Origin of the sequence: Pseudomonas sp. B14(2022), from assembly GCF_012030485.1 — a bacterium.
Classification (GTDB): Bacteria; Pseudomonadota; Gammaproteobacteria; order Pseudomonadales; family Pseudomonadaceae; genus Aquipseudomonas.
The window spans coordinates 308063-334885 of sequence record NZ_JAAUVM010000002.1 but is presented as its reverse complement, the minus strand read 5'-3'; the positions used below and the strand labels follow the sequence as shown (position 1 = coordinate 334885).

The following is a 26823-nucleotide window of genomic DNA, read 5'->3' as shown; positions in this document are numbered from 1 at the left end:
TGGCAATCGCCTAAGTCGACTTCCGTTCCATCACCAAAAGTGCTGGGGAGTGCAATGGTTAGAACGATTACCAAAGGCCATTTACTCGGCCCAACTGGCAGCATCTAGCCAGCTTCTGGTGTAGCGCGGCTGAAACCTGGCCGCTGGAGATTTCAGTGTCGATTACTACTAGAGTAGCGCTGCTAAAAGTCGCAGAAAACCAGATGAGGTCTAGAGGATACTCAGCATTTAGTTATGCTGATTTGGCCGCGAAGATTGGCATTAGAAAAGCCAGTATTCATCATCACTTCCCTACCAAAGAGCGTCTCGGTCAGGCGTTAATCAAGCACTCTATCAGCCGCTTCCAGTCTACCTTAAGGTTAATCGAAGATGCTGATCAGGATCCGCTAGTGCGACTTCGAGCGTTTTACTGCCTGTTCAGCATTAGTGTGAGTGAAGAGCTTCTACCGTTGTGTGGCGCGCTGGCAGAAGAAATGGTTGGGCTACGATTATGCTTACTAGAGGCTTTCTCGAGGCACAACTTGAATGGCTGGAGAAAGCCATCAGCGAGGCAGCTCTGAAAAAACGCGTGGTTAGCCTATGCCACCTGAAGACTACGTGTTCATGCTGTTGAGCGCGTTAGAAGGTGTAAGTCTCATTGAATGGACAATAGGCAGATCAGTTGAGCGCTTGGTAGGGTTTAACTATTTGATTAAGTGGCTAGAGCGATCAGTTTTGAAGTGGTGTCATATACTAAAATATTCTGGTCGCTACCATATAGGTTGATTTTAGATCAGTCTCTTGGCTTCTGCTCAATAGGTAGCAATGTCTTCAATTTCTTTCAATGTCGAGTGATTTATGAGCTGCGTTTCTAAAAAATTTGTAGTTGATATTTGGTCTGATTACGTCTGTCCTTGGTGCTGGGTGGCGAAGCGTCGTTTCGAAAATGCGCTTGCAAGCTTCCCGTACAAAGACAGTGTTCAAGTCAATGTAAGAGCGTATCGTCTTGCCCCGAGCCATGTTGCTGAGCCTATGGTTGGAGCCCTAAAACGTAAATTGGGTAGTCCGGTCTCTGCTGTAACTATGATGAGTGCGGTGAAGCAATATGGCCAATCTTCGGGACTTGATTATCGTTTCGAAACCATGCTGTTTGGTGATACTGCGGATGCGCACGTATTAGTCAAAGCAGTCGAAGATGAAACCCTGAAAAAGTACTTGGTGGAAGCGCTCTATGAGCAAAGTACCACTCAGGGTAAATCGCTCTTTGACAGGAAAAGTTTAGAGGCGATAGCAAAGTCTGTAGGGGTATCTGATGAGTCAGTTGTACTCGCGTGGTCATCCCAAGATCTGCGCTTTCAGATGCAACAGGACGAGCGCGCGGCGGCCCAATTCGGCTCAGGCGTTCCTTTTTTTGTTTTCAACAATTCGTTTTCAGTTTCGGGAGCTCAGCCCCAAGAGGCTTTTCTCCAAGCATTGAATCAAATGTATTTGGAATCAACGGGTGAGGATGAGTCGTTCAGTGGTCAAGTCTGTGGTCTTGATGGATGTAATTGATGATAGAGACTTCGCAGCACCTGTGGTGCTGCCATCTCTAAACTTGAAGTAGCGTTGTGGATGAGGTGCAAATGAGCCGTATCGTAGACTTGAGAGCCGAACAGTTCGCCAGATTTGTTGCAAAAGGCAGCAGCGTCGTACTGTTTTCGGCGTCTTGGTGCAAGCCATGCCAGGTAATGAAGCCGGTCTTTCACGACCTCGCAGGCAAGCTGTATTCTCGCGCTGCCTTCGGAAAAATTGATGTGGCGGTTTCGCCGACGATTTCCCAGATGTACGGCATACGATCAGTGCCATCCTTGGCGATTTTTCACGAAGGGCGGTTACGTTTGGTTCTGGCCGACTCTCGATCGCTTGCCGCTTTGAAGATAGCAATCTTGGCTGGTTTAAAGGACGTTTTGTAGGTCGATTTGAATGGCTTTAATTCTTTCGATTTTCGCTGGCTATTTTTCTTCTCCGCCTTGGCTCGACTTTGCTCCGGCCAGCTATTGATCAGATAAGCTGTATCTTCATTGAAGATTTCCGTTAGTAGGGCGTTGGCCCGTTTGTAGGCGTCGTGCTAGAACTCGGTCTCATCCGAGGGCTGCGTGACCATTTCCTCAGCATCTCCAGATTCAGGCGACGGAATCGATCCGCGCGCTCACGGGCTTCATGGTGCCCGACGCCCAGTTTTTCCAGTGCTTTACTTCCAAGGGACAAAGCGCTCTCAAAAGTCTCCCGCTCGACTGCCTCCATGCCTATTTGGCGTAGGGCAATGATGTTACCCATATCGCGAGCGCACCTTACCTTCAGGGAAGGAAAATGCTCTTGGGCCAGCCGAGTCAGAGTTAGGTTCAGATCTGTGCGGGGGCGGCAGGTAACTGCCGTCCCTACCGCGACCACTTTAACGAAGTAGCTCTGGACAACATGCGAAAACGCGCAGGGCTCTGTATGGCCCAGTCTTTCTGCCAGTATCACAAGTGGTAGCTCGGCGTCAGCTAGGCCTTCCAATGCTTCGCTCATACGCGTTCTTTCCAGCAGTTGTCGGAAGGATGAACCGCGTTCGACCAATCGAAGCTGAAGGGGGCGCATGCTCAGAAGTGTGCGCCGTAGATCAGCAACTTCTTCGGGACGCAGCCGAGGTTCACATAGGTGCCGCCCATGCAGCGGCAGCCACTTTCGCGTCAAAACCGGCCGCAAAGCGAGTAGCCCGTACACCACCGGAACCGGCGTTAATGATATAAAGGTCAAAATCGCAGGTGATTTTCATTCTCCTCAACAGGCCATCAGCACAACGAGCGGTTGGCTAATGGCGTGCGGGACAGCCTGTAGGGCTTGAGAAACTTCTTGCAGTTGATTGGCGGGGCGGGAAGGCTAGGCTTCCAATTTTACTGATATTTCCGCACTGCCGTGTATTAAGACTTGTCGAATGCATCCAAAACGTGAGTGCTGTAAACCAATGCAGCACCAGCGTTCATGTTGATCGCTACGCCCAAAGCTTCTGAGACCTCTTCAGTTGTTACACCTAGCTTTTTGGCCTCAGCAGCGTGGAAAGCAATGCAGCCGTCACAGCGGGTGGTCACCGCTACAGCGAGCGAAATCAGTTCACGAGTTTTGGCGTCAAGATGGTTTGTTTTTGCTCCGGCATTGCCCAACGAAGTCACACCTTTCATGGTCTCCGGTGACAGGCCATTGAGTTGCACCAAGCGGGTGGTGATGTCTTTACGAGTTTGCTTCCAATCTTGCATGGGATACTCACTTGGGCGCGATGCCCTATTAGGTTGCGGAAAGAGTTGTGAATTCGATGCAAAGCCTACCATCCAGTTGGTAGGATTTGCAAGGACTCACTAAAGCGACTTGCGCAGATGAAAGGGGAGTTCCCACGAGTAGGAATGGGAGTCCAAAAAATAGGCGTTATGACGATTCCATGGCGACCTTCGGGACTGCCATAAACTATGATCCAGAACGAATACGCCAATTCCATCGAAAGAGGCAATGTCCAGCAGTGGGTGCCGTGTAGAGCCATTTTCCTATAGCCGATGTTTCGGGCCAGTGGGGCCCGGCTAGTAGTTAGGTTTTTCTAAGGGGTACAGATGCTGTTACCTACCAGGCTTATCACCTTCCGGAAATATTGGTCAAGCTTAGTATTGCTTTCACGCCGCACAACTCTTCATGACCTCATACGTCGAGGCCTTCCTTTCGCGTAGAGCTTCTGCTGGTTTACCGAGTAATCGAAGCCGGCAGACCACTGGCTATTCATGCTGAACAAGGTGTCGTTGTGACGCAATTCGAAGCGGTTACCGTCGACCCGTTGTTCATGCCGTTGCAGATAGGCAGTCAATTGCAACGATCGCGCCTTTGAAAGTAGAGAGCACAGGCTGGAGGAGTATCGACGCAGATCATTCATCACTTCATTGTTTTGGTCGGTTGTCATAAAGTCGCCCCGATAGAATGCTCGACCATGAGCGGCACCAAAAAAACGCCTTCGCAATTTCTTGAGAAGGCGTTTGGCTAGCGAATAATCAGTAGCTTTTGTAAGGCAGAAATTTACCCGAAAGAACTACATTCACCCGATCACCCTTGGGATCGTTCTGGCGTTGAATATCCATGCTGAAGTCGATGGCGCTCATGATGCCGTCGCCAAATTCCTCATGGATGAGTTCTTTGATGGTGGTGCCGTAGACATTGACCAATTCGTACCAGCGGTAGATCAACGGATCTGCAGGTACGGAAGTGGGCAGAGATCCTTTGTAGGGCACGATCTGCAACCACGCTACCGCTTCATCAGGGAGGCCCAGTATTTTGCCGACGGTTTCAGCCTGAGCTTTATCGAAAGTCATCTGACCCAGGCAAGCTGCTGTAGTCCATTCTTTGGACATGCCCACGGCCTCGGCAATCTGACTCCACTTGAGGCCTTTACCAACTTTCGCCGAAACAATCAGTTTCGTGACTTCTTCGCGAGATGTGATCATCAGGATTTTCTCTGGATAAGTGGGTTTAGTCAGCCAGCGCGATGCTGAATGAGATCGGGTTGCGCATAGTGTTTGCTACTGGAGAATAGAAGTTTGCGTGCTTGACGATTTCGTTTAGCTCTTCGCGAGTAGCATCGCCCTCAATCAATACCTTTACGCGGATGTCCTGGAAGCCCATTTGCGCGGGTTCCTTTTCTGAACCGCCAGCACCCCAGGCAGCAGGGTTACCGATATCCCCCTCAATGAAAATTTCCAGCTTGGTCAGCTTGATTTGCTTCCAGGTAGCGACTGCGGTGATGCCCACAGCCAAGCAGCCGCCCAGACCCGACAACACGATTTCACCCGGAGCAGGTGCAGTGTCCTCGCCGAACAGGTGCAGAGGTTCGTCGACGACGACTGCCTCATGCTGGCCGACGTAGCTTAGGCTGCGGTACATGCCCTGCATGACAGTATGGACTTTGTTGGTACCTTGGTTGGATGGGTTGTTGCGACCTTTTTCAGCGAAAGCCATCAGACCATCACGATCAATTGGACGCAGGTAGGCTTTGACGGTAGTTGATTCGGACATATTGACTCCTCGGGGTAGGCGCGCAGCAGCTGGGCTGCCTTATGGATAGCAGATGATCAGCAAGTTAGATGCCAACTTTGTAAATAAAAAATAAGCTAATAGAATCAAAAAATTAGCTTAATAACGACTCATGGTTGTAGAGAGACAAGGTCGACATTTTGTTGACATTGTTTACAAAATGGGTGTTTTTTTCGCGATAACTCTGTCAGGGCGTCGGTCAGAATGCGGGGAAAACAGCCATTTTTTTTGCCGAACCAGCGACCTGGGCTTGAGGTTACGATGATGAAGCTGTTTTATCGGGTGCTTAACAACATCAGCAAAAAGCGGACAATTCCGATCCGGGACTGAAAAAGCTTTTTTAAATCGCTAAAGTTCCCGTTTGAAGATCAGCTATTGTCGGTTTAATAGAAATTCTGCTTCCACAAAATCCGGGACAACCTTCAAGGAGCTCAGTAACAATCATGAAAGACGCCACCATCGCGCTGCACCACGGTTTCAAGTCGGATCCGACCACCAAGGCCGTCGCCGTGCCGATCTATCAGAACGTCGCCTTCGAATTCGATAACGCCCAGCACGGCGCCGACCTGTTCAACCTGGACGTGCCCGGCAATATCTACACGCGGATCATGAACCCTACCAACGATGTGCTGGAGCAACGGATGGCCGCCCTCGAAGGTGGTATCGCTGCCCTGGCCGTCTCGGCTGGCAGCGCTGCGATCCACTATGCGATCCAGACCCTGACCCGAGCCGGTGACAATATTGTCACCACTCCGCAACTCTACGGCGGCACCTACACCCTGTTTGCCCATCTGCTGCCAAGCTTTGGCGTCGATGTGCGCTTCGCCTGCAACGACTCCGCCGAGGCCATCGCCGAACTGATCGATGACAACACCAAGCTGGTATACTGCGAAAGCATTGGCAATCCGGCGGGTAACATCATCGACCTCGAAGCCCTGGCCCAGGTCGCTCACGCCCGTGGCGTGCCATTGATGGTCGACAACACCGTGGCCACGCCAATCCTGTGCAAGCCGATCCAGTTCGGCGCCGACATTGTCGTGCACTCGGTGACCAAATATATCGGCGGCCACGGCAACTCCCTGGGCGGAGCGATCGTCGACAGCGGCACTTTCCCCTGGGCCCAATACCCGGAAAAATTTCCCGGCTTCAACCAACCCGAGCCGGCGTATCACGGTGTGGTCTACACCGAGAAGTTCGGCCCCGCCGCCTTCATCGCGCGAGCGCGCACAGTGCCATTGCGCAACACAGGCGCGGCACTGGCACCCATGAACGCGTTCCTGCTGCTTCAAGGCTTAGAAACGCTCGCGCTGCGCATGGAGCGTCACACTGACAATGCCCTGAAAGTTGCGCAATTTCTGCAGAGCCATGCTGAAGTGGAATGGGTCAGCTACGCCGGCCTCTCCGACCATCCTCATCACGCATTGGCGCAAAAATACATGCAGGGTAAACCGTCGGCGATTCTGTCGTTTGGTTTGAAGGGCGGTTATGACGCAGGCGTGCGCTTCTATGATGCTCTGCAAATCTTCAAGCGACTGGTCAATATCGGTGACGCTAAGTCTCTTGCCTGCCATCCGGCTTCCACTACCCATCGGCAAATGAACAAGCAGGAACAAGCGAAGGCTGGGGTGAAGCCAGAAATGATTCGTCTGTCGGTAGGCATCGAGGCGATTGAAGACCTGATCGACGATTTGCAGCAGGCGCTGGGTTCGACTCCGGCCTGATGTCAGGCAGTTGCCCAGCGCTACACGCGGAACAACTGAATGCGGTTCGGGGCAAAACTTGAGGATGGAAAGCGGAGAGAAAAGCGGGGCTTGAGAGAGCCCCTGACGCTCTCTTGGTCAAGCTTCAGACGGATGCCACTGCCGTGAGAACGCTATGCATGAACGTTAGTCCTCGTCCAGAGGGATTCGCAGGTAGCGTTTGCCATTCTCGGCTGGCTCCGGGAGCATACCTGCCCTGATGTTTACCTGGAGTGACGGCAACAACAGGTTGGGCATAGCCAGAGTTGCGTCTCGTGCCTCCCGCACTTGCACGAATGTGGCGATATCTGTGCCTTCGCGAACATGGATGTTCTGGAGGCGTTGGTCGTGAACGGTAACCACACTTTTCCGCTCTCGTCCTTCTGGCGGATAGTCATGGCACAGATAGAGTTGAGTGTCCGCTGGCAGTGAGAGAATTCGTTGGGCTGACGTGAAGAGTTGTTCTGCGTCGCCGCCCGGGAAGTCGCATCTGGCGGTTCCCAAGTCTGGTGCGAACAGTGTGTCTCCAACGAAGACGGCCTGGTTGTTCACAACATAGGCGACATCGGCAGGCGTGTGGCCTGGCACATACATTGCGATCGCTGTCATGCCGGCTATTTCGAAGTGTTCATCGTCCTTGAAGAAATAATCGAACAGCCCGTCGGCCTCGTAATATTCAGGCTCAAAGTTGTAGATCTTTCCGAAGACAGCTTGCACGGTTTTTACTTTCTCGCTCGCCGCTATCTTTCCTCCTGTCTTGCTGCGGATATACGCCGAAGATGACAAGTGATCGGCATGCATATGGGTTTCCAGCAGCCATTGGACTTCCAGGCCTTGGCTGACTATGAAAGCGAGGATTCCATCGGCACCTTTTGTGTCGGTTTTACCTGACCTGAAGTCATACCCCAGCACTGGGTCGATGACCGCGCACTCCTTCTGACCTTCTCTGTAGACGACATAGCTGAAGGTGCCTGTCACCGTATCGGTAAAAGTCTTGACCAGCATTTGCATGCAGTGACCTCTCAGCGAAGATATGGCATCAATGTCTTTACCAGCAACATCACGCCCACTGCGCACACCAGCAAAGAAAACCCTATTTGCAGCAGGCTGCCCGATACTTTTGGCGCCAGTGTGCGGCCGATCAGCATTCCAGCCACGGCGGCCCCAATAAAGCGCCATGCCGTGGGCTCTATGACCCCGCCTGTTATCAGGAATACGCTTACAGTGCCGGCTGAAATGAAGGCGATAACGGCCAAGGCCGTAGCGACAGTCCCGTGCATGCCGAGATTGCTGAATTGCCGAACGCCGGGCACGATTATGAAACCGCCACCCAGGCCCAGCATTCCGCTAAATAACCCGGAGATGCCACCGATTGATGACAGGCTTGCGAAGCACCGGTTAGTCCACCTGAACCGACCCGTAGAGGGGTTCACCAGGCATTTTGCCGAGAGCAGGTTTGAGCCTTGCCTGGTTTCAGGTTTACAGGGGGAAACTGCCTGTTTGAACATTCTGGCTGAAATGAATAAAAGCACCGTGCAAAAGATAATCATCAACGTCGTTATGGAGAGGTTTTTCGCCAGCCATAAGCCAATCGGGGCGCATAAAGTGCCAGCTACGGCCATCACCCCTGCGGCCTTGTACCTCACCAACCCTCTGCGTAAACCATCCAGACAGCCAATGAAGGCCGCGCTACCGACGGCAATGAGTGCGACAGGTTTAGCCTGGGGAAGGGTGTAACCCAGCCCAATCATCAACGCTGGTACAGCCAGAACTCCGCCTCCGCCTGTCATGCCGAGAGCAAGACCGACGCCTGCGCCATACAAAAAATCGAGAATCATATCCATCTTCTTTTATCGGGGGGGCGAGGAGCAGAAAGGCGAGTTGAACTCCCCTTGCCGCGTTTTGGCGCAGCATGGGGAATGAAGTTGGCCATCGTTAAGTGGTCAGTTGACCATTCTTATTTTGGGTTTCTGATCTTTAGAGGGATCGGGCGGGGGCGTGCTTTCTTCCAGGCCTGGGCGAACAATCAATGGCTCACTGTTCTGTGCAGAACCGCACTGCTGGATCTCTTTGGAGCGACGAACCAGGAAGTCGACCAGGTGATTTCGAATCCGGTAGAACTGAGGGTCATGATGGATAGTCTCTCGGCTACGCTCGCGCGGTAGCGTATTGATGACTATCTCTGCGACCTTGGCGTGAGGGCCGTTGCTCATCAGCATGATCTTGTCGGCCAGCAGGATGGACTCGTCTACATCGTGGGTGATCATGAAGACGGTCTGTTTTGTTGCCCCGCAGATCTTCAACAGTTCATCCTGAATCACCCCTCGGGTCAGCGCGTCCAACGCGCCGAAAGGTTCATCCATCAACAACATTTTAGGTTCGACGGAAAATGCTCTGGCGATGCCTACACGCTGCTTCATGCCGCCAGAGAGTTCACTGGGTTTCTTTTTCGCAGCGGATTTAAGCCCGACAAGATCAAGGAATTTCGCTGCATGCTCCAGGACTTGTTTGCGGTTCCATTCGGGATGGCGAGAGCGAACGGCGAAGGCGATGTTGTCCTCCACGGTCAACCAAGGGAGGAGCGCATGGCTCTGGAACACTACGCCTCGATCAAGGCTGGGGCCTGAAATCTCTTTCCCTCCCATGATTACACCGCCGCTGGTGGCTTCTTCCAGGCCGGCAATGACATTGAGAATGGTGCTCTTGCCGCAGCCGGAATGCCCGATGATGCAGACAAATTCGCCCTTCTGAATGCCGAAATTGATGTTCTCGAATACCGGAGGCAGATCGGCACGATATTGCTTGGTCAGGCCTTCGACCTTAATGAAAGGCGCGTTACTGGATTCATTATTCAGCATAAGTGACCTTCCTTTGCAGGCGAGCAAACATGAGATCAAGGAGCATGCCGATCACACCAATCATTAAAACGGCGAAGATGACGTTGCCCAGTGAAAGGTTGTTCCATTGATTCCAGACGAAATAGCCAATCCCTGTCCCACCGATCAGCATTTCCGCAGCGACGATAACCAGCCAGGCGATACCCATGGAAATGCGCATGCCGGTGATGATCGTCGGCGCTGCGGCAGGGAGGATCACCAGAAAGGCTTTGCGCAGCGGGCTCACCTCAAGCACACGGGCGACGTTGAGCCAGTCCCTTCTTACACCTGCCACGCCGAATGCGGTATTGATCAGCATCGGCCAGACCGAACAGATGAAAATGACAAAAATCGCTGACGTGGTCGAATCCTTGATGGTGTAAAGCGCAATCGGCATCCAGGCCAGTGGTGAAATGGGCTTGAGCACCTGGATGAATGGATCCAGGGCGCGATACAGCAATGGCGACATTCCAATGAGGAATCCCAGAGGTATCGCTACCAGAGCGGCGAGGAAATAACCTGCACCAACACGTGCGAGCGAGTACGCCAACTGGATGCCGATCCCCTTGTCATTGGGCCCGCGATCATAGAAAGGGTCGCTCAGGTTTTTGTAAGCCAGCGCGGCAAACTGAGCGGGTGTCGGAACGCCATTTGCGCTGCTCGAAGCGCCATCTGCAGACTTGCCCATCAGCATCGCGTATTCAGCGTCGTGCGCGATCTTCAGGTCTTGCTTGTTGGGCTGAGTTGCAAACTGCCACACCATCATCATGAACAGCAATATGCACACTGACAGCATTGCTGCCTTCAACTTGATTGTCGATTTCATAATCGCTCCTCAACTGCGCTTGATAGCAAAGCTGTTCAAATATTCAGTGGCCTTCGTGGGGTCGAACTCCTTGCCCATGATCGAGAACTTCTTGTACCCGTTGATCGGAGCCGCATCGGCTTCAGCCAGCGACAGGTTGGCCATTTGCTTTCTGGCATCCGTCATCAAGAACACTTTTTCAGCCAGGTCGTTAAAGTTCATCTCGCCTTTGATGTAGCCCCAGCGCTTCATCTGCACCAGCATCCAGGTGGCCATCGAGTACCAAGGCATTGGATCGAAGCCGGCGCGTCCTGGTTGATTCTGCACCGTCCCGAGACCATCGGCGTAACGTCCGGTAAGCGCTTGACGGATCACGATTTCAGGCTGGTTCAGGTAGTTCGGTGTCGAGATTGCCTGAGAGATGGTCTGCAGGTTTGCAGGGTCTCTCGCGGCGGTCGAAGACTTCAGAATCGCTCTGTACAGCGCGGCAAAGGTATTGGGGTTTTCTTCGATAAAGGCCTGCGACGACCCGAACGAACAGCAAGGGTGGCCATCCCAGATATCCTTGGAGAGAATGTGGATGAAGCCGATTTCGTCATACACCGCGCGCTGATTGAAGGGGTCTGGGCCAAGAAAACCATCGATGTTGCCGGCCCTCAGGTTGGCGATCATTTCTGCGGGCGGCGTGACGCGAAGCTGAACGTCTTGATCAGGGTCCAGTCCATGCTCGGCCAGGTAATAGCGAAGCAAATAGTTATGCATCGAGAATTCGAACGGAATGGCGAACTTGAAGCCTTTCCAGTTTCTCGGATCGCGATTGTCCTTATGCTTGAGCGCGAGGGTAATCGCCTGGCCGTTAACGTTCTGGATTGTGGCAACCCGCATGGGCTGCGGGCTAGAGCCGAGCCCCATGGAGATGGCCAGTGGCATCGGGGCGAGGAAATGTGAGGCATCCAGCTCGCGGTTGAGCATGTGGTCTCGAACCAGCGCCCACCCTGCGGTCTTTTGAAGGCTGACTTGAAGGCCCTGTTCGCTATAGAAGCCCATGGGGTCAGCCATGATCAACGGGGTCGCGCAGTTGATCGGGATAAAACCGATTTTGAGGTTTTTCTTCTCAAGAGGGCCGCGTTCATCAGCCATGGCCTGAAGCGACGGTAGCGGCAGAACCGATGCGATCGCCGCCATTGCGGTACTGATACCCACCGCCTTGAGAAATTGTCGACGAGTGTGCTCGTTCGGGAACAGTGCCTTGACCGCAGCCGCTTCGATAAAGTCATGGGACAACGCTTCTTCGTCCCGGACGTGATCGGCCTGGCTTGCATGGGCTCCGCAACTGCATCCACCCAGGTTTGACTCACTTGAGTAGGGGGTAAAAATATTAGTTTTGCTCATCCCGACGCCCTCACGAAATTCCATTGATTACGCAGCTTTATTGCTGCCTACGCGCAGCAAGGAGCCAGGCTGGCCATTTACAATTTGATGCATCACCAGGTAATTGACGTCTTCTTCCAGAACGATCCACTCACCTTCCGGGCGAGGCGATCCGTGGATTTCAATGGGAAGTGAGCGGGTCTTGAGTCGGATAACGGGCTGTGCGTGGACGTAAGCGGCGCCGGGTATGCCAAGCGCCTCATGAGCAATTGCCCGGGCCTGCTTGGCGATAGGTTCGATGAAGCGGCACGCCATGCCATCCAGACTCACACAGTCTCCCAGGGCAAAAACATCGGGAGAGCTGGTCCGCAGCGTTGCGGGATTAACCTTGATGCCTCGTTCAAACTCCAGTCCGGCAATCCGCGCCAGCCGGTTTTCGGTTGCCAGGCCGATAGCCGCGACGATGTGATCCACTTCAATGACGACGCCACAGGTCGTGGTGATGCTTTTCACGCCAGCGCCCAGGTCTGTGATTTTTGCAACCTGAACACCGCCGATGTAATCGATTCCGCACTTCAGTTGGCTGGCTTTCAGTCGTTCTGCGGCTTGAGTTGGCAGCAGTCCGCCAAGGGGGAGGGTTTGGCGGTCGATCAGCGTCACTTCGTGGCCGGCTTTGGCAAAGTCCTCTGCCATTTCGCACCCGATCATCCCTGCGCCGACGATGGCTACACGTTGTGGGGCTCGTGCCAGTTGAATCTGGAGCCCGCTCCAACCCGCGAGGTCGTTGACGCGCCAGCACAGGTGCGCAGGGAATTCTGGTGGAAGGATCGGTTTTGCGCCTTGGGCCAAAATGAGTTTGGTGTACTGAAGGGCGCCACGCGTCGTGCGAAGCTGATGCGAGCCCGTCGCCAACCCCACCACAAATGTTTCGGTATAAAGCTTCACGCCTAAACGCTTGGCTGCATCGTTGGCGGATTCTCGAACGATTGCATCAGCCGTGATCCCTCGGCTCAGCGCTACAGACAGTTCTGGCTTGTGGTAAAGATTGCCGACGCAGGCACTAATGAGGGTGATGGGGATTTCAGCATCCAGCGTACGGATGGCTTCGACGGCGGCCCAGCCAGCCAGGCCCGCACCAACGACCACAATTCCAGGCGCTTGCGTCGGGCCAACGGGCGCGCAGGATGGAGCGGCTTCGCGTTGGACAAAAGGCTCAAAGTCGACCTTGGTGACACCGCAAAGCGGGCATTCCCAGTCATCCGGAATGTCCTCGAACCGCGTGCCGGGAACGAGGCCGCTATCCGGGTCCCCTTGTTCTTCGTCGTAAATCAGACCGCAGGCGCGGCAGATGAACTGCTTCCAGGTATCGACTAAAGCGCTCATTTCGGCATTTCCTCTTTCATCAGTCGTGCCATTTCCCATCGCAAATGTTTGATGGCCGGGGTGACGATGGCCACGAAATGGGCTTCGCGAATACGGCGTTGCGGCGCCGCACTTTTCAGGTACCCACGAGCCCCCTGATGCAGCAGCGCCGACTGCGTGGCACGCAGGGCAAGCTCGGCGCCTTGAGCGCGTGCATCAAGTACTTCGATGAAGAAGTCCTTGCTGTCGTCGTAGGGCGTCAGGGCAAGCCGGGCCACCCGCGAGTTCAACTCATCGAGTTCGGCTTGCAACTGATCCTGACGGTCATGCAAAAAGTGGTTTACGTGGCCCAGAACGGGCTCCACTTCACGAATCGAATCGATGCTGCCATCAACCAGTCCGGTGGCCATGCCCGCCTGTAGAAGTACGAAGGCGGAGCGGATTTTGGCAATGAAGGGTTTGGCGGGATCGGCAATCAGGTTGTCCTCGCCGACAAAGTAATCCTGCAGTTGAACGCGCCAGGTACTCGTACCTTCCATGCCTGAGAAATCGGGGCATGTTCCCAAGTCGACAGTGTCGTCTATATCGAGCAAAAACATGATTTCGTGGGAGGTGCTGCCATCGGCATTTTCGACCTTTGCGATGGCGCCGCAATACTGGCCCTTGGCGATGTGACTGACCCATGGAAGCGTTCCGGAAACCTTGTAGCCTCCCGGCACCTTTCGAGCCCGGAACACCATGCTCTCGATACCGGCAAAGGTTTTCATCGGATTTGAAAGCGCGGTGCCGCCGAACGTCTTGCCCTTGGCGTGAGCGTCCAGCCGGGCAAGCAGCGCAGGGTTGCCGGATTGCTCCATGTACAGGCCGCAGACGTCGTGACACCACATCAGAAAGCCGGTAGACCCACATGAGCGAGTGACTTCGTTCATCGCCGTCAGTGCAAGGTCAAAACGGTTGCCGTAGCGGTTCAAGTGGATGCCCAAGGCACCGCTGGCACCCAGATCGCCCATCACGTCGAGCGGATAGTAGCCATCATGATCAATGGTGTTCGCGAGCTTGGCCAATGGGCCGCGAGAAATCTGCTGAACCTGCTCCATGAGGGTGGGTTCGGCGCCAGGCGTCAGTTGTGAAAAACGAGGTGCGACGTTCACAGAGCGGCCTCCTGCAGATTAACGCTCATGCAGACACCGCGGCGTTTGATGGATTCGCTGTTCTCGCAAGAGAGGTTCTGGTTCATGAGGGGCTTCTCCATTTCCTGTCCCTTCCTTTGAAGGGCATTGATAGAGAGTCAATTGCAGGGGGCGTGCCAAAAACGCTTAAACATCAAAAAGTCATATATTTCATATGGTTATGAATGTATTCATAGGGTATGGATCGCGAAGGGCGGCCAGAGTGATCGATGCCGTGAACAAAATGTAAGCATTGTTAACATTCTGTTGTTTTTTAATGGGCTACTCCAGGCCCATTTTCTTGATGCGGTAATTGAATTGACGAGAGGTCAATCCAAGGAGCTGGGCCGCCCTGGATTTATTACCGCCTGCCTGGGCCAAGGCCCTGGTAAGCGTTTCGGCGGAATGTGACTCAGCCGATACGTAGGGTCGAATGGCATAACTGAAAGGAATCGCTGGCTCGCGAGCGTACTCGGGTGTTGATCGTCCACCTGAAAGCGCCAGATTCTCTTCTGTGCTGGCGCTGAAAAATGGTTTCAAGTCTTCAGCACTCATCGACGATTTTTGCGCCAGAAGAACGATTCTCTCAATCATGTTCGAGAGCTCACGGATGTTGCCGGGCCAGTGGTGATCTTCCAGCAACTGGATGGCATCAGCCTTCAGGTTGATGTTGCGCTGATTGACCTGGTTGACCTTGTTCAAGAAGTGCATGGCCAGAACAGGGATATCGCTGCGCCGACTTGCAAGGGATGGAAGATGGATAGGGATCACGTTCAGGCGGTAGTAGAGGTCCTGCCTGAACTGGCCGCGGCCGACTTCGGTCGCAAGATCACGGTTGGTCGCGGCGACCAGTCGAACGTTGATTTTGATCTCGGATTTCCCGCCAAGCCGGGTGATGATGCCCTCCTGCAATGTTCGCAGTAGTTTGGTCTGCATCTGCAGTGGCATCTCGCCGATTTCGTCCAGAAATATGGTGCCGTCATTGGCTTGCTCGAACCAACCCGCACGCATCGCTGCGGCTCCAGTAAAGGCACCTTTTTCGTGGCCGAACAATTCAGACTCGAAGAGACTTTCAGGGATGGCGGCGCAGTTGACCTTGATGAAGGGCTTGTCACGTCGTGGGCTGGCCAAATGCAGGGCCCTGGCAAAAAGCTCCTTGCCTGTACCTGATTCACCAAGCAGCAGGACACTGGCCGTTGCGTCAGAGACACGCTCCAGCTCAGAAATCGCACGTAGCAATTCGGGAGCGTTTCCGACAATGCCGTAGCGAGTGGCGTCCGCATGAAGCGCTTTGGTCAGCAGATCGTTCTGCATGGAAAGTGCGCGGGTTTTTTCTTCAATGTAGCTTTGCAAATGCAGTGATTGCCCCACCAGTGTCGTGAGGATACGAAGAATAGTGATGTCGTCAGCGAGCGGTCTGGATCTCAGGCGGATTCGATGGCAGGCGAGGGCACCGACAGTTTTATGGCCTATCAAGACCGGTAGAGCGAGGAAGGCAACCTGTCCCTCAGGCAGATTTTCCCTGGCCACCACACGACCCAGAAATACAGGATCGTTGTCGATATCCTGGACAATGATCATTTGTCCGGTCGCCAGCACTCGACCTGTAATGCCTTCATTAAAGGCGTACTTCCCACGACTCATTTCATCCCGGGTGAGGCCGTACGCATGTTTGATGCTGCCCGATCTTTCCCCTTCATTGATGAGCACGATGCGGCCACGGTTCAACCCCAAAAGCTGGGAAAGCAAATGCAGGACCTCCTTGAAAACCAGTTCGGGGCTGAAGTTTTTGCCAGCAATGGCCATCACCTGCTGAAGCAACAACATCTCTTGGGCGCGCCAATAAGCCGGAGTCTCGCCACTGCCCGCTTCACTTTTCACATCGTCTGCCATCAGAGTCTCCCGTTCGAGCAATAGAGAGGAGTATGCACAGATCATGCCCGCAAATGAAGGCGAGTAGGTGGCGTGCAGTTTGCCAAGTTGTCCTTGGCTCTAACTGTTCACTTCGTTTTCACTGCATGAGAATTTACATGACTCAGACTCTTCAGAGACTGTCCTCGACCTTATCATTCAGTGGTCAGATTTTATTTGCTGATCTGCCAGATATTCATCTTTTGGGATTCAGAAGCATCCTCTGTACTCGACCGGGCCGGGAGGGCGGCGCGGAACAGCCAACACACTTTAAAGGGCATATTAAGTAGCCTTAAAAAACGTGGTAGGGCTGCCGTGGCCGGGCAGACCCTGATGCAGATGTCAGAGTGTCCACTGGCGTACTTGGAGCATGCGGTGTTGACGATGACGCAGGCGTCGAGAGAGATCGTTACATCAGCCGCCGTGCTCCGTCTTATGACGAAAGGTTGCAATTGACCTGGCTCCAGGCAATCACAGCCATTAAAAAAGCGGCCCTTTGGCACAACATCGTTTCTCGGCGGTGCTATTTTTCACTATATTGGCCGCCAGATCTGGTGAGTGACGCAACATCCACCGCCTTCAGTGCGAGTAGTCCTAATGAGTAAAAAACCAGACGACGCAGGGCTTGTTAAAGCAGGTTCGGGAACCCGTGCAGTGTGGGGCGGGGAGCAAGTCAGGCATCCCTACAATGCCACTCAAACGCCCATCGTGGTCAGCGCCGCCTATGGTTATGACGACATCGACGTCTGGTACGACGTAGTGTTGGGTAAGGCGCCAGGTTTTATTTACAGCCGCATGAGCAACCCGATGGTCGAGATTCTCGAGGCAAAAATTTGCGAGCTAGAGCTGGCCGAATCCGGCGTGGCGTTCAGCAGCGGGATGGCGGCGATCCGCCGCGGTGCAAGCCCTGTCAGGGGACATAACCCACGCGGTGGCAACGGTCCAACAATTGGCAACGGAGAGCGAAAATATCAGCGCAATCCTGGGGGTGGTCCGTGGAATTGCCGAGCAGACCAATTTGCTTGCCCTGAATGCGGCTATTGAAGCCGCCAGGGCAGGGGAGCAGGGTCGAGGTTTTGCTGTGGTCGCGGACGAGGTCAGGAGCCTGGCACGCAAAACGCAAAATGCCACCGGAGAAAATCAGAGGCTTATCCAGCAATTGCAACGAGGCACGCAGGAGGCGGTCGATGCCATGCAGGTCAGTCAGGCGAAGGCTTGCGACAGCTTGCAGCAATCGGCACAGATCAGTCAGGCGTTGGACCGGATTGTCGAGGCGGTTTCGGTGATTACCGAGATGAACATGCAGATCGCCAGCGCGGTCGAGCAGCAATCAGCGGTGGCCGATGAGATCCAGCAGAGCATCGCGAATATCGATGCAGTGGCCACGGCGGTGACACAAGGGATGGATCAAGCATCAGAAGCCAACACGCGATTGAACAGACTCGCCGACCACCAGCGGGATTTGGTGTGCCGATTCCATACGCAGTGAAGGACGCTGTCTATTGAGCGTCCCTGGATCACTCGCACCGTTCAAGCGCAATATCTGTCCAGAGCACCCGAATCATCGTGCCACCCGCTCGAGTCTGAAGCGGCTGAAACGGGCGATAGCCCAGGCTGTGTGAAAACGCATACACCGTTTTGAAGTCTGCACTGCTACGTAAAGTCTGCCAGCGTTTGGTTGGAAACGTAGCTCAAGGATCGTCTGGTGCCGCTATCCCCTCTGCGATCCACAGCGCCCATCGCCGACGCGGCGTTCAGTTGGATGACTTTGAACTCCGCCTTTGCAGCAGATCGATCTGATCCGCTGGCACCAAGGTGCGCAAAGTCTTGTAGAGCACACGGGTTTCCAGCAAATTCCACACCCGCAGCATGGTTTCCAGAGCATCCAGTGGTTTGCTGATGAAGTCCTTGGCTCCCAGGGCCAGGGCGCGCAAGCGGGTGTCGCGGGTGGCGTCGGCGGTGAGCACCAGGATCGGCAAGTATTCACCGCTCGGGATGCGCCGGTTGAGTTGTTCCAGGACGGCAAAACCGTCGAACTCGGGCATGTGCAAGTCGAGAATCACCAGGTCCGGCTCGAAGCTGTTGAACAGCTCCAGAGTCCGCAGCGGCTGGGTGCTGCTCAGCACGTTGGTCAGTCCCTCGCGTACCAGCAGTTGCTCTACCAGATCGAGGTTGGGGCGTTGGTCGTCGATGATCAGAATGCGCAGGTCGGTGTTCACACGGGCTCCGGAAAGTACTGGTCGAGGTGTGCGAGAAACGAAGGAATGTGAATCGGTTTGGTTAGCACGGCTGTCGCGCCCGCGTCGCTCAAGGCCAGACGCGTGAGGTCGCTGGCGTCGGCGGTGATCATCAGCACCGGGGTGGTTCGGGTGATTGCGGACTGGCGCAAGCGCTGCAGAACGTTCAGCCCGTCGATGTCCGGCAGGGAGACATCCAGCAGGATAAGCTGTGGCGCATGTTGGGCGGCCAGATCCAGCCCCAGTTGCCCTTGCATGCTTGAGAGCAGTTTTATCCCCGGTCGCCGTTGCAGCACGGTTTCGATGAGCGCGAGGCTGGAGAGGTTGTCTTCGATGCACAACATCTTGCCCTGAACTTCGGGGCCTGCGAGTGCAGGGATTAGCGATCGGTTATCAATTGGCGCAGCGGCTGTCCCGGCGGTTTCCTGCAAGCGTACAGACGGTAGCTCCAGGGTAAATCGGGAACCGGCGCCGGGTTGGCTTTGCACGGTCAGGCTGCCATTCATCATTTCCAGCAGGCTTTTGCTCAACGCCAGGCCAAGGCCGCTGCCTTCCACATTCGGGTCGGTTTCAAGACGCTCAAACGGCTTGAACAGTTGACCCAGGCGATCAGCCGCAATGCCCTTGCCGGTATCGCTGACCGACACATGGATTCGTTGCTGATCAATCTTGACCTCGATGCTCACCTGACCCTCAGGCCGGTTGTACTTGATGGCGTTTGATAGCAGGTTCAGCAGCACCTGAGTCAGGCGTTGTCGATCGGCGACGATCCCGCTGTCAGCGGCCAGCATTGGCAGTGGCGTCAGATGAATGCCGGCGTCGGCGGCCATCGGCGAGACCAGTGTCAGGGCTTCTTGCAGGGCGATCGCGAGGGGCACGGATTCGATGTTCAGCGGCAGGCGTCCGGCTTCGATTTTGGCAATGTCCAGCACTTCGTTGATCAAAGTCAGCAGGTGCTGTCCGGCACGCAGGATGTGACTGATCTGCGCCTTTTGCCCGGGGAGCGAGTCCATGTCCAGAAGTTGCGCAAAGCCCAGGATCGAGTTGAGCGGGGTCCGCAGTTCGTGGCTCATGCGCGACAGGAATTCGCTTTTGGCCCGGCTGGCGCGCTCGGCTTCTTCGCGGGCGGTCCGCAACGCAATCTCGGCCGCGCGGCGATCGGTAATGTCTCGGGTGATCTTCGAGAACCCGCGCAACGCGCCGCTGCTGTCGTATTGCGCGGTGATCACCACGCTGGCCCAGAAGCGGCTGCCATTTTTGCGAATGCGCCATGCCTCTTCCATGTAGTGCCCGTTGCGAGTGGCCTCACGCAGGGCCATCTCGGGATGCTGCGGGCACTCTTGCGCCAGGTAAAACACCGAGAAGTGTTGGCCGATGATTTCCTGTTCCGTATAGCCTTTGATCCGCTCGGCGCCGGCGTTCCAACTGGTGACATAACCCTGGGTGTCGAGGGCAAAGATCCCGTAATCCTTCACGCCGTCGATGATCAGCCGCAAGCGTTCTTCATTGTCGCGCAACGCTCGCTCGCGTTCAGCCAGCAGTAAGCCGGCCTCCACCAGACGAGTGCCCAACTGACCAATCTCATCGTTCTCTGGCCGTTGCGGCCGCAACGGCTGCCCGAGAGCCAGGCGTTGGGCATTGCCCTGGACTTGCTGCACCCTGGCCACGATCCCTTTGGACAAAAACAGCACCGCCACGATGGCACCGAATAGTCCGCAGAGGGCGGCCAGCAAGGTTGAGAACAACAGCCGCTGGCGGGTCGCGTATGCCGCCGCAGTACGTTCCGCCAGCAACGTGTCCTCAAGGGTGAGCATGGTGCTGATGTGCTCGCGCAATCCATCGAGGATGTATTTGTTATTGATCAGGATGGTGGTGATCGACTCGGATTTTGCCTCGCTATCGCTGAGCATTTGCTCCAGGCCATCGATTTTGCTGTTGATTAGTGGCGTGATGGCGGTGAGTTGTGCACGTACCCGTTCATCACGAACGTTGCTATCGAGCCGGCGCAGGGCAGATTGGATCAGGGGCTTGGCTTTCAGATAACCCGGCAGGAAATCTTCCCGATGTGTCAGCAGATAACCGCGCACGCTGGCGGCCGCTTCGGCGAGCAATGTGTGCACGGTCTGGATATCACCTTGCACCAGCAATACCCGGCGCACGTCTTCTTCGGCACGGGCGGTCTGGCGCTCGGTGATGTAGATCAACACCAGTGACAGCAGCAGGACCACCAATGGCAGGGAAATCACCACCAGTGCCTTGCCCCGTAGCGGCAGGTCGGCCCAGCGTCTGGCGTAAAACACCCTCATTGTTGAGTCACCAGGCCCAGAGCAATGCCACGGACCGCCGCCTGGGTTCGATCAGCCGCCCCGAGTTTTCCGATGACCCGTTCGACGTGGGCTTTTGCCGTGCCGGTAGTAATTCCCAGTTTCTCGCCGATCAGACGGTTGCTCATGCCGTTGGCCACCAACCCAAGCACCTGGCGTTCTCGGGCAGTGAGGTTTTCGGTGGGGGTGCCGCCACTCGCATTACGCTCGGTCATGCGTCGTAGCAGACGGGCGCTGACGGAGCTATTGAGGGCTTCTTCACCGACGGCGACGCGCTGCAGGGCGTCGATCACTTCGGCGCGGCTGGCGTCTTTGAGCAGGTAACCGACGGCGCCGGCACTCATGGCCGCTTCCAAGTGGTCGGGGCTGTCGTCCATGGTGAATATCACCACTTTCAGGGCAGGCAGGCGTTGCTGAAGCAGGCGTGCGGCGCCCAGGCCGTTGAGCAACGGCATGCGGATGTCGAGGATCACGATGTCCGGCAGCAACCGTTCGCACAACTCGACTGCTTCCTGACCATCGCGGGCCTGACCGACCACTTCGAATTGCGGGTGACCCGCCAGCAAGGCGATGAAACCGGTGCGCGTGACTTCATGATCATCAGCGAGCACGAGACGTAAGACGTGGGTCATTGGGGTGTTCCATCCAGGTTCGCGGGCACGCCGACGTGCAGTTGGGTGCCGCCGTCGATTGCGCTGACGCAGGTGAGGCGTCCACCCAACAGGCTGGCACGTTCCTGCATGGTGGAGAGGCCCAGATGTCGAGCGTTGTCGGTATCGACTTGTAGTTCGGTGGAAGCAAAGCCTTTGCCGTTATCGTCCACCCGCAGCAAGGCCTGACCTTCGTGCAGTTCCAGCCCCAGCTGTACCTGTTTGGCGTGCGCATGTTTGAGGATGTTGTTGATCGCTTCCTGGGCGATCCTGAACAAACCGATCTCCACCTGACTGGGAAAACGCGCCTCGCAACGTGCGATCCAGTGCACGCTGATTCCGGCTTCGCGCAGCCGATCGGCTTCTTTGTCGACAGCCTTGAGCAATCCGAAATCGTCGAGCACCGTCGGGCGCAGGCCGCCGATCAGTTGCCGGCCTTCAACCACGCAATGCTGGGCCAGCGCCAGAATCGCCTGCAAGTCCGCCCCGAGGGTGTCCGGCAATGTCGGGCAACGGCCGGCAAAACCTTGCAGACGCTGGTGCAATCCGGCGAGGGTTTGGGCCAGGCCGTCGTGCAGGTCATAAGCAACGCGTTTACGTTCGTCTTCTTGTGCGCGAAACAACCGGTTGACCAGCTCCGACAGGGTGCGATCACGGTTCTTCAGCGTTGTCAGCAATCGGTAGTTTTCAAGGTGCGCGGCCAGCAGGGTGGCGAGCAGTTGCAAGGATTCGCTGTCTTCATTGTCCGGCGCCCGCAGACGCAAGCTGTTGGCCAGCACCAGGGCGCCAAAGGCATTCCCATCGCCACCGCGTAACGGCACCCGCAGCACATTGGGCAAGGATTCCCCTGGACGGTCCTGCCAGTACGGCGTGCGCATTGCGCGGTCGGCGACGACCTCCAGGCTGTTCAGTCGATCACTACTGCCATGCCGGGCGGTGGTGCTGACAAGCCCGTCGGTATCCCACTCCAGCAGCAACCCGTGGTCCATCGCGAGGAAGGCGCAGGCCCGAGCCAACACTCGCTCGCGCATGGCGTCCGGGACCAGTCGGGTCAACTCCTGTCCGGTGTCCACCAACAGCCGCAGGCGCGCCGCGCGACTCTCGGATTGTCGATATTGGGTACGGATGGCCAAGGCGCTACCGGAGTCGTGTGGCGGGCTTTGCATGCTTCGACTCCGGCGTTGAGACAAGCGCCGCGGGCGCAGGGGGAGGTCATTAAACCTTGTTAACCGTACCGGGCGCCATCTGCCAAATGGCATAGATAAATGACTCCGGTTGGCCGATGTCGGGTGGCTGGCGAATTGGCAAAGTGTGCTCAACGACCACCACTGGAGTATCGCAATGAAATTCAAAACCCCGGCCATCGCCCTGCTTTTTGCCTTGAGCGCACCGTTTGTTCAAGCAACGGAGACGGCCCCGCATGTTTACCGCACTGTGGCAGAAGCGCCTGCCAACGTGAAGGACCGTGAGATTGCTGGTTTGTTTGACCGTTGGAACAGCGCGTTGCAGACCGGTAACGTTCAATCGGTGGTCGACCTCTATGCGCCGGACGCCGTGTTGCAGCCAACGGTGTCCAATCAGGTGCGCACCACGCCGGACCAGATCAAGGACTACTTCGATCACTTTATGGCGCTCAAGCCGGTGGGCCAAATCAACTACCGCGAAATCCGCCAGCTGGGTAGTAACGTGGCCATGGACAGCGGCGTCTATACCTTCAGCCTGACGGAGGCGAGCGGCAAGATCCGTCAGGTGCAGGCACGCTATACCTTCGTCTACGAACAGGTCGACGGTCAGTGGAAGATTCTCAATCACCATTCTTCGGCGATGCCTGAAGCGCAGGTGCAACACGCTAAGCAGTAAGCGGATCGGTAGAGGGTTTATTCGCAAATGTCCACGCCCTGTGGGTGTGGATATTCGCCCTTCGACCCGTCACGCGAGCTTGAAAGGCAAAATCCCATGTAGGTCAGAATGAGCCAACTCCTGACCTCCAAGTGTTGCGTCTTTCTCCCGCCCGATGATTACGCCACCGACGTTTGCAGTATCTCAATCCATAGCGCGCCTTTGCCCGACACCGTTTCACCGACAATTTTCAAAACGCTGTTGTTGCTGACCGCGTAAGTGCCGACTATTTCGCTTTTCTAGCCGTCACTAGCAACCAGCGCCCGTTGGGTGAAAAAGGCGATATTGCGTGGCTGCTTCTCTTCCACCGGATAGTTCTCAAGAAAGCTCAAGCCGCCTGTTGAAGGGTTCACCGCGGATGCTGATGCCGAACTGCTGGTGCGCTCGGTAAGCCCCATGATGGCGGCTTCGAGAGCCAATTGATTTTGATTGATCTTGTACAGTAGGGAAGGGAGTAAGTTTGCGTTCGACATTGTGGTTCCTCCGTGGAAGAGGACAGCGTAGAAAAGGGTCTAGAAGGTCGTGCATGGCTCCGCAATCGCTAAGTCATGGACCAAGTGTTTTTTGTTTGAGTACATAAAAGGCCCGATAAGGGCCTTTTATGTTGCTGGTTAGTGTGCCCAGCCAAATTCCTATTGAAGGCATTAAGCTCGATAAAATGGAATATGCTGTCGCAGCCTTTCATCCCAGCAGCGATGAGAGCAAAGCCACGTAGATAGATGGCAGTAGGCCTTGCCTGGTGCTCACAGGCCAAACCTGGAGTCAAAGCGAACTCACCTACCTTCTTCAAGCTATCGCCTGGGAAGCCGCCCACTGACGATCGGGGCACTGAGGGGTAGTTGACCGTCAGGGTGTTGCTCGTGTCGAAGACGCTTCAATCAGCCGTATTCCCGGCACTATGCGGCCTTCATCACGCGTCTTGAGGCAGTCGACCAGATAAATGGCTGCTTGATTGACTATGCCTGTCTGTACAAGTATGTATTTGCGCGTTAGAGTCGACCACGCGTCTCGACACGTTTATCCGCAAATGGGGGGCTGTGTGTGTTCTGTGCAACGACACACGTGCTCCATAACTGTACTCGTGCGCCACAAGCGCTTCTGTTGGTTCTTAGGAATAAAAACAATGAAAAAATCTATTTTGACCCTTTCAGTATTGGCTCTATGCGTGGCTGCTGGCTCTGCCGTGGCCAAGGAGTACAAGGAGTTGCGCTTTGGTGTCGACCCCTCTTATGCGCCCTTCGAATCCAAGGCCGCCGACGGTAGCCTGGTGGGCTTTGATATTGATCTGGGTAACGCGATTTGCGCTGAACTGAAGGTCAAGTGCAAGTGGGTAGAAAGCGATTTCGACGGCATGATCCCCGGCCTGAAGGCCAATAAATTCGACGGCGTGATTTCTGCCATGACCGTGACCTCATCGCGGGAAAAAGTCATCGACTTCTCCAGCGAATTGTTTTCGGTGCCCACTTCGTTCGTGTTCAAGAAGGGCTCTGGCCTAAGCGAAGACATCACGACGCTGGCTGGCAAGACCGTGGGCTATGAACAAGGCACCACCGAGGAGGCCTACGCCAAGGCCGTGCTGAACAAGGCCGGGATCAAGACCCAGGCCTATTCCAACCAAGACCAAGTTTATTCTGACTTGGTGACTGGTCGCCTCGACGCCTCAATTCAGAACATGCTGCAAGCTGAAATGGGTTTCCTGAAGTCCCCGCAAGGCGCCGACTTTGAAGTCAGTAAGCCAGTCGATCACGAGCTGCTGCCAGCGAAAACGGCGATGGGTCTCCTCAAAGGCAGCACCGAGCTCAAAACCCTGGTGGACAAAGGTATAAAGGCGCTGCACGACGACGGCACCTACGCGGCCATCCAAAAGAAACACTTCGGTGATCAGAATATTTACAGCGGCAAATAATGACGCTGCGCCCATTTGCGGATGGGCGTTTTCCTGATTTACGAAGGGCTCCCCAATGTTAGAAAACATATTGCAGATGCTGGGGCTGTCAGGCTTCAGTCTCAAGGGCTTCGGCCCGCTGTTGCTGCAAGGCTCCTGGATGACTGTCAAGTTATCCTTCCTTTGCTTGCTGCTAAGCGTGGTCTTGGGCCTGATCGGTGCCAGTGCCAAGCTTTCAAGGTCGGCACTGTTTCGCGTCCCCGCGCAGGCTTACACCACGCTGATCCGTGGAGTGCCGGATCTGGTTCTGATGCTGTTGATCTTCTACAGCCTGCAAACCTGGCTGACCAATCTGACCGCCGCCATGGGTTGGGATTACATTGAGATCAATCCGTTCAGTGCCGGTGTGATAACTCTAGGCTTTATCTACGGGGCGTACTTCACCGAGACTTTCCGTGGGGCGATCCTCGCTGTGCCCCGTGGCCAGATGGAGGCGGCCACTGCTTACGGCCTGACCCGTGCCCAGCGTTTCCGCTTCGTGCTGTTCCCGCAGATGATGCGTTTTGCTTTGCCGGGTATTGGCAACAACTGGATGGTCATTCTCAAGGCTACCGCGCTGGTCTCGATCATTGGTCTGGCCGACTTGGTCAAGGTGGCTCAGGACGCGGGCAAGAGCTCCTATCAACTGTTCTTTTTCCTGGTGCTGGCTGCCTTGATTTATCTGGTCATCACCACCGCATCGAACTACGTCTTGCGCCGGCTAGAAATCTTCTACGCCGCAGGCACTCGGGAGGCCGTGCGATGATCGAGCTACTGCAGGAATACTGGAAGCCCTTCCTCTATAACGATGGCTACCACATCACCGGGTTGGCGATGACGCTGTGGCTGCTCAGTGCCTCGCTCTTCTTCGGTTTCGTGATGTCGGTTCCGTTGTCGATTGCCAGGGTTTCGACCTGCGTTTGGGTGCGCTGGCCGGTGCAGTTCTATACCTATTTGTTCCGTGGCACGCCACTGTATATACAGCTGCTGATCTGCTACACCGGCATTTACAGCATCGCAGCGGTGCGTTCCCAGCCCATGCTCGACGCATTCTTCCGCGATGCATTGAACTGCACCATCCTGGCGTTCGCCTTGAACACTTGCGCCTACACCACGGAGATTTTCGCCGGGGCGATCCGCAGCATGGCCCACGGTGAAGTCGAAGCAGCCAAGTCCTTTGGACTGCGCGGCTGGAAGCTATATGCCTGCATCATCATGCCGTCTGCACTGCGCCGTTCGCTGCCGAACTACAGCAACGAAGTGATACTGATGCTGCACTCGACCACCGTAGCGTTCACCGCCACTGTGCCGGACATTCTCAAGGTCGCAAGGGACGCCAACTCGGCAACGTTCCTGACTTTCCAGTCGTTCGGTATCGCCGCCGCGATTTACCTCGCAGTCACTTTCTCTCTGGTTGGCCTGTTCCGTCTGGCTGAACGCCGTTGGCTGTCTTTCCTCGGCCCGGCTCATTAATTCAGGATGTTTGAAC

General features: G+C 55.4%; 24 protein-coding genes and 4 pseudogenes. 10 read left to right on the top strand and 18 right to left on the bottom strand.

All coding sequences use genetic code 11. The features are described from left to right. Nucleotides 1–203 precede the first annotated feature (203 nt). From HCF10_RS31185 to HCF10_RS04990, 3 genes are all read left to right on the top strand, one after another. A complete protein-coding gene (locus HCF10_RS31185; protein WP_237235006.1) occupies nt 204–560 on the top strand; it encodes a TetR/AcrR family transcriptional regulator in 357 nt (118 codons plus the stop codon). A 277-nt stretch (nt 561–837) separates the two neighbouring features. Beyond that, nucleotides 838–1533, top strand: coding sequence for a DsbA family oxidoreductase (locus HCF10_RS04995; protein ID WP_167654979.1), 696 nt, complete (start codon nt 838–840; stop codon nt 1531–1533). A 71-nt stretch (nt 1534–1604) separates the two neighbouring features. Then, nucleotides 1605–1934, top strand: a complete 330-nt coding sequence (locus HCF10_RS04990; protein WP_167654978.1) for a thioredoxin family protein — start codon at nt 1605–1607, stop codon at nt 1932–1934. Between the two features lie 47 nt (nt 1935–1981). Here the strand turns inward: HCF10_RS04990 and HCF10_RS31180 are convergent. The 5 genes and pseudogenes from HCF10_RS31180 to HCF10_RS04970 form a co-directional block, all read right to left on the bottom strand. Next, a pseudogene (locus HCF10_RS31180) lies at nt 1982–2364 on the bottom strand (glutathione-regulated potassium-efflux system protein KefC); the annotation flags it as partial. Nucleotides 2365–2606: 242 nt separating this feature from the next. Next, nucleotides 2607–2773: pseudogene (locus tag HCF10_RS04985) on the bottom strand (glutathione-disulfide reductase); the annotation flags it as partial. Nucleotides 2774–2924: 151 nt separating this feature from the next. Beyond that, a complete protein-coding gene (locus tag HCF10_RS04980; protein ID WP_137204872.1) occupies nt 2925–3257 on the bottom strand; it encodes a carboxymuconolactone decarboxylase family protein in 333 nt (110 codons plus the stop codon). A 774-nt stretch (nt 3258–4031) separates the two neighbouring features. Next, the gene (gene cynS, locus HCF10_RS04975; RefSeq protein ID WP_159994962.1) at nt 4032–4481 is read right to left on the bottom strand and encodes a cyanase; all 450 of its coding nucleotides are present in this window, start codon (nt 4479–4481) and stop codon (nt 4032–4034) included. A gap of 25 nt (nt 4482–4506) precedes the next feature. Beyond that, nucleotides 4507–5049, bottom strand: coding sequence for an OsmC family protein (locus HCF10_RS04970; protein ID WP_167654977.1), 543 nt, complete (start codon nt 5047–5049; stop codon nt 4507–4509). A gap of 461 nt (nt 5050–5510) precedes the next feature. Here HCF10_RS04970 and HCF10_RS04965 point away from each other — a divergent pair, with 461 nt between their 5' ends. Next, nucleotides 5511–6788 (top strand): O-acetylhomoserine aminocarboxypropyltransferase/cysteine synthase family protein, encoded by a 1278-nt coding sequence (locus HCF10_RS04965; RefSeq protein WP_167654976.1) that lies wholly within the window; start codon nt 5511–5513, stop codon nt 6786–6788. 165 nt (nt 6789–6953) lie between these two features. Here the strand turns inward: HCF10_RS04965 and HCF10_RS04960 are convergent, their stop codons facing one another. From HCF10_RS04960 to HCF10_RS04925, 8 genes are all read right to left on the bottom strand, one after another. Beyond that, nucleotides 6954–7817: an MBL fold metallo-hydrolase gene (locus HCF10_RS04960; protein ID WP_159994968.1), complete on the bottom strand. Its 864-nt coding sequence runs from the start codon at nt 7815–7817 to the stop codon at nt 6954–6956. Between the two features lie 11 nt (nt 7818–7828). Next, nucleotides 7829–8644, bottom strand: coding sequence for a sulfite exporter TauE/SafE family protein (locus HCF10_RS04955; RefSeq protein ID WP_167654975.1), 816 nt, complete (start codon nt 8642–8644; stop codon nt 7829–7831). A gap of 105 nt (nt 8645–8749) precedes the next feature. Continuing rightward, nucleotides 8750–9664 carry an ABC transporter ATP-binding protein gene (locus tag HCF10_RS04950; protein ID WP_167654974.1) on the bottom strand — a complete coding sequence of 305 codons (915 nt, stop codon included), beginning with the start codon at nt 9662–9664 and terminating at the stop codon, nt 8750–8752. Beyond that, complete coding sequence (gene ntrB / locus HCF10_RS04945) at nt 9654–10508, bottom strand: nitrate ABC transporter permease (protein WP_159994974.1); 855 nt, start codon at nt 10506–10508, stop codon at nt 9654–9656. Before ntrB ends, HCF10_RS04950 begins: the two co-directional genes overlap by 11 nt. A 9-nt stretch (nt 10509–10517) precedes the next feature. Continuing rightward, nucleotides 10518–11879 (bottom strand): ABC transporter substrate-binding protein, encoded by a 1362-nt coding sequence (locus HCF10_RS04940; RefSeq protein ID WP_159994976.1) that lies wholly within the window; start codon nt 11877–11879, stop codon nt 10518–10520. Between the two features lie 27 nt (nt 11880–11906). After that, nucleotides 11907–13241, bottom strand: a complete 1335-nt coding sequence (locus HCF10_RS04935; RefSeq protein ID WP_159994979.1) for an FAD-dependent oxidoreductase — start codon at nt 13239–13241, stop codon at nt 11907–11909. Next, complete coding sequence (locus HCF10_RS04930; RefSeq protein ID WP_159994981.1) at nt 13238–14371, bottom strand: acyl-CoA dehydrogenase family protein; 1134 nt, start codon at nt 14369–14371, stop codon at nt 13238–13240. The genes HCF10_RS04935 and HCF10_RS04930 overlap by 4 nt, the downstream gene beginning before the upstream one ends. A gap of 300 nt (nt 14372–14671) precedes the next feature. Continuing rightward, nucleotides 14672–16282, bottom strand: a complete 1611-nt coding sequence (locus HCF10_RS04925) for a sigma-54 interaction domain-containing protein (protein WP_159994983.1) — start codon at nt 16280–16282, stop codon at nt 14672–14674. A 615-nt stretch (nt 16283–16897) separates the two neighbouring features. Between HCF10_RS04925 and HCF10_RS04920 the strand changes: the two are divergent. Together HCF10_RS04920 and HCF10_RS04915 are read left to right on the top strand one after the other, a co-directional pair. Further along, nucleotides 16898–17191 (top strand): annotated as a pseudogene (locus HCF10_RS04920) (PLP-dependent transferase); the annotation flags it as partial. A 4-nt stretch (nt 17192–17195) separates the two neighbouring features. Continuing rightward, nucleotides 17196–17789 (top strand): annotated as a pseudogene (locus HCF10_RS04915) (methyl-accepting chemotaxis protein); the annotation flags it as partial. 265 nt (nt 17790–18054) lie between these two features. Here HCF10_RS04915 and HCF10_RS04910 read toward each other — a convergent pair. From HCF10_RS04910 to HCF10_RS04895, 4 genes are read right to left on the bottom strand one after another with little or no spacing between them, the layout of a single operon-like run. Beyond that, nucleotides 18055–18519, bottom strand: coding sequence for a response regulator (locus tag HCF10_RS04910; protein ID WP_159994987.1), 465 nt, complete (start codon nt 18517–18519; stop codon nt 18055–18057). Further along, nucleotides 18516–20843: an ATP-binding protein gene (locus tag HCF10_RS04905; RefSeq protein WP_167654972.1), complete on the bottom strand. Its 2328-nt coding sequence runs from the start codon at nt 20841–20843 to the stop codon at nt 18516–18518. Before HCF10_RS04905 ends, HCF10_RS04910 begins: the two co-directional genes overlap by 4 nt. After that, on the bottom strand, nt 20840–21493 hold the full coding sequence (locus HCF10_RS04900) for a response regulator (protein ID WP_159994991.1): 654 nt from the start codon (nt 21491–21493) through the stop codon (nt 20840–20842). The genes HCF10_RS04905 and HCF10_RS04900 overlap by 4 nt, the downstream gene beginning before the upstream one ends. Continuing rightward, on the bottom strand, nt 21490–22677 hold the full coding sequence (locus tag HCF10_RS04895; protein ID WP_167654971.1) for a sensor histidine kinase: 1188 nt from the start codon (nt 22675–22677) through the stop codon (nt 21490–21492). Before HCF10_RS04895 ends, HCF10_RS04900 begins: the two co-directional genes overlap by 4 nt. Nucleotides 22678–22852: 175 nt before the next feature. Between HCF10_RS04895 and HCF10_RS04890 the strand changes: the two genes are divergently transcribed. Beyond that, entirely contained in the window at nt 22853–23371 is a 519-nt protein-coding gene (locus tag HCF10_RS04890; RefSeq protein ID WP_167654970.1) for an SgcJ/EcaC family oxidoreductase, read from the top strand. 278 nt (nt 23372–23649) lie between these two features. On the opposite strand, the gene HCF10_RS31905 is transcribed toward HCF10_RS04890, so the two are convergent. Next, on the bottom strand, nt 23650–23883 hold the full coding sequence (locus HCF10_RS31905; protein ID WP_205885516.1) for a hypothetical protein: 234 nt from the start codon (nt 23881–23883) through the stop codon (nt 23650–23652). 650 nt (nt 23884–24533) lie between these two features. On the opposite strand from HCF10_RS31905, the gene HCF10_RS04880 reads away from it, so the two are divergent. From HCF10_RS04880 to HCF10_RS04870, 3 genes are read left to right on the top strand one after another with little or no spacing between them, the layout of a single operon-like run. Continuing rightward, nucleotides 24534–25316, top strand: coding sequence for a transporter substrate-binding domain-containing protein (locus HCF10_RS04880; protein ID WP_159994997.1), 783 nt, complete (start codon nt 24534–24536; stop codon nt 25314–25316). Nucleotides 25317–25371: 55 nt separating this feature from the next. Next, nucleotides 25372–26100 (top strand): ABC transporter permease, encoded by a 729-nt coding sequence (locus HCF10_RS04875; RefSeq protein ID WP_159994999.1) that lies wholly within the window; start codon nt 25372–25374, stop codon nt 26098–26100. Continuing rightward, nucleotides 26097–26807 (top strand): ABC transporter permease, encoded by a 711-nt coding sequence (locus HCF10_RS04870; RefSeq protein ID WP_167654969.1) that lies wholly within the window; start codon nt 26097–26099, stop codon nt 26805–26807. Before HCF10_RS04875 ends, HCF10_RS04870 begins: the two co-directional genes overlap by 4 nt. Nucleotides 26808–26823 lie beyond the last annotated feature (16 nt).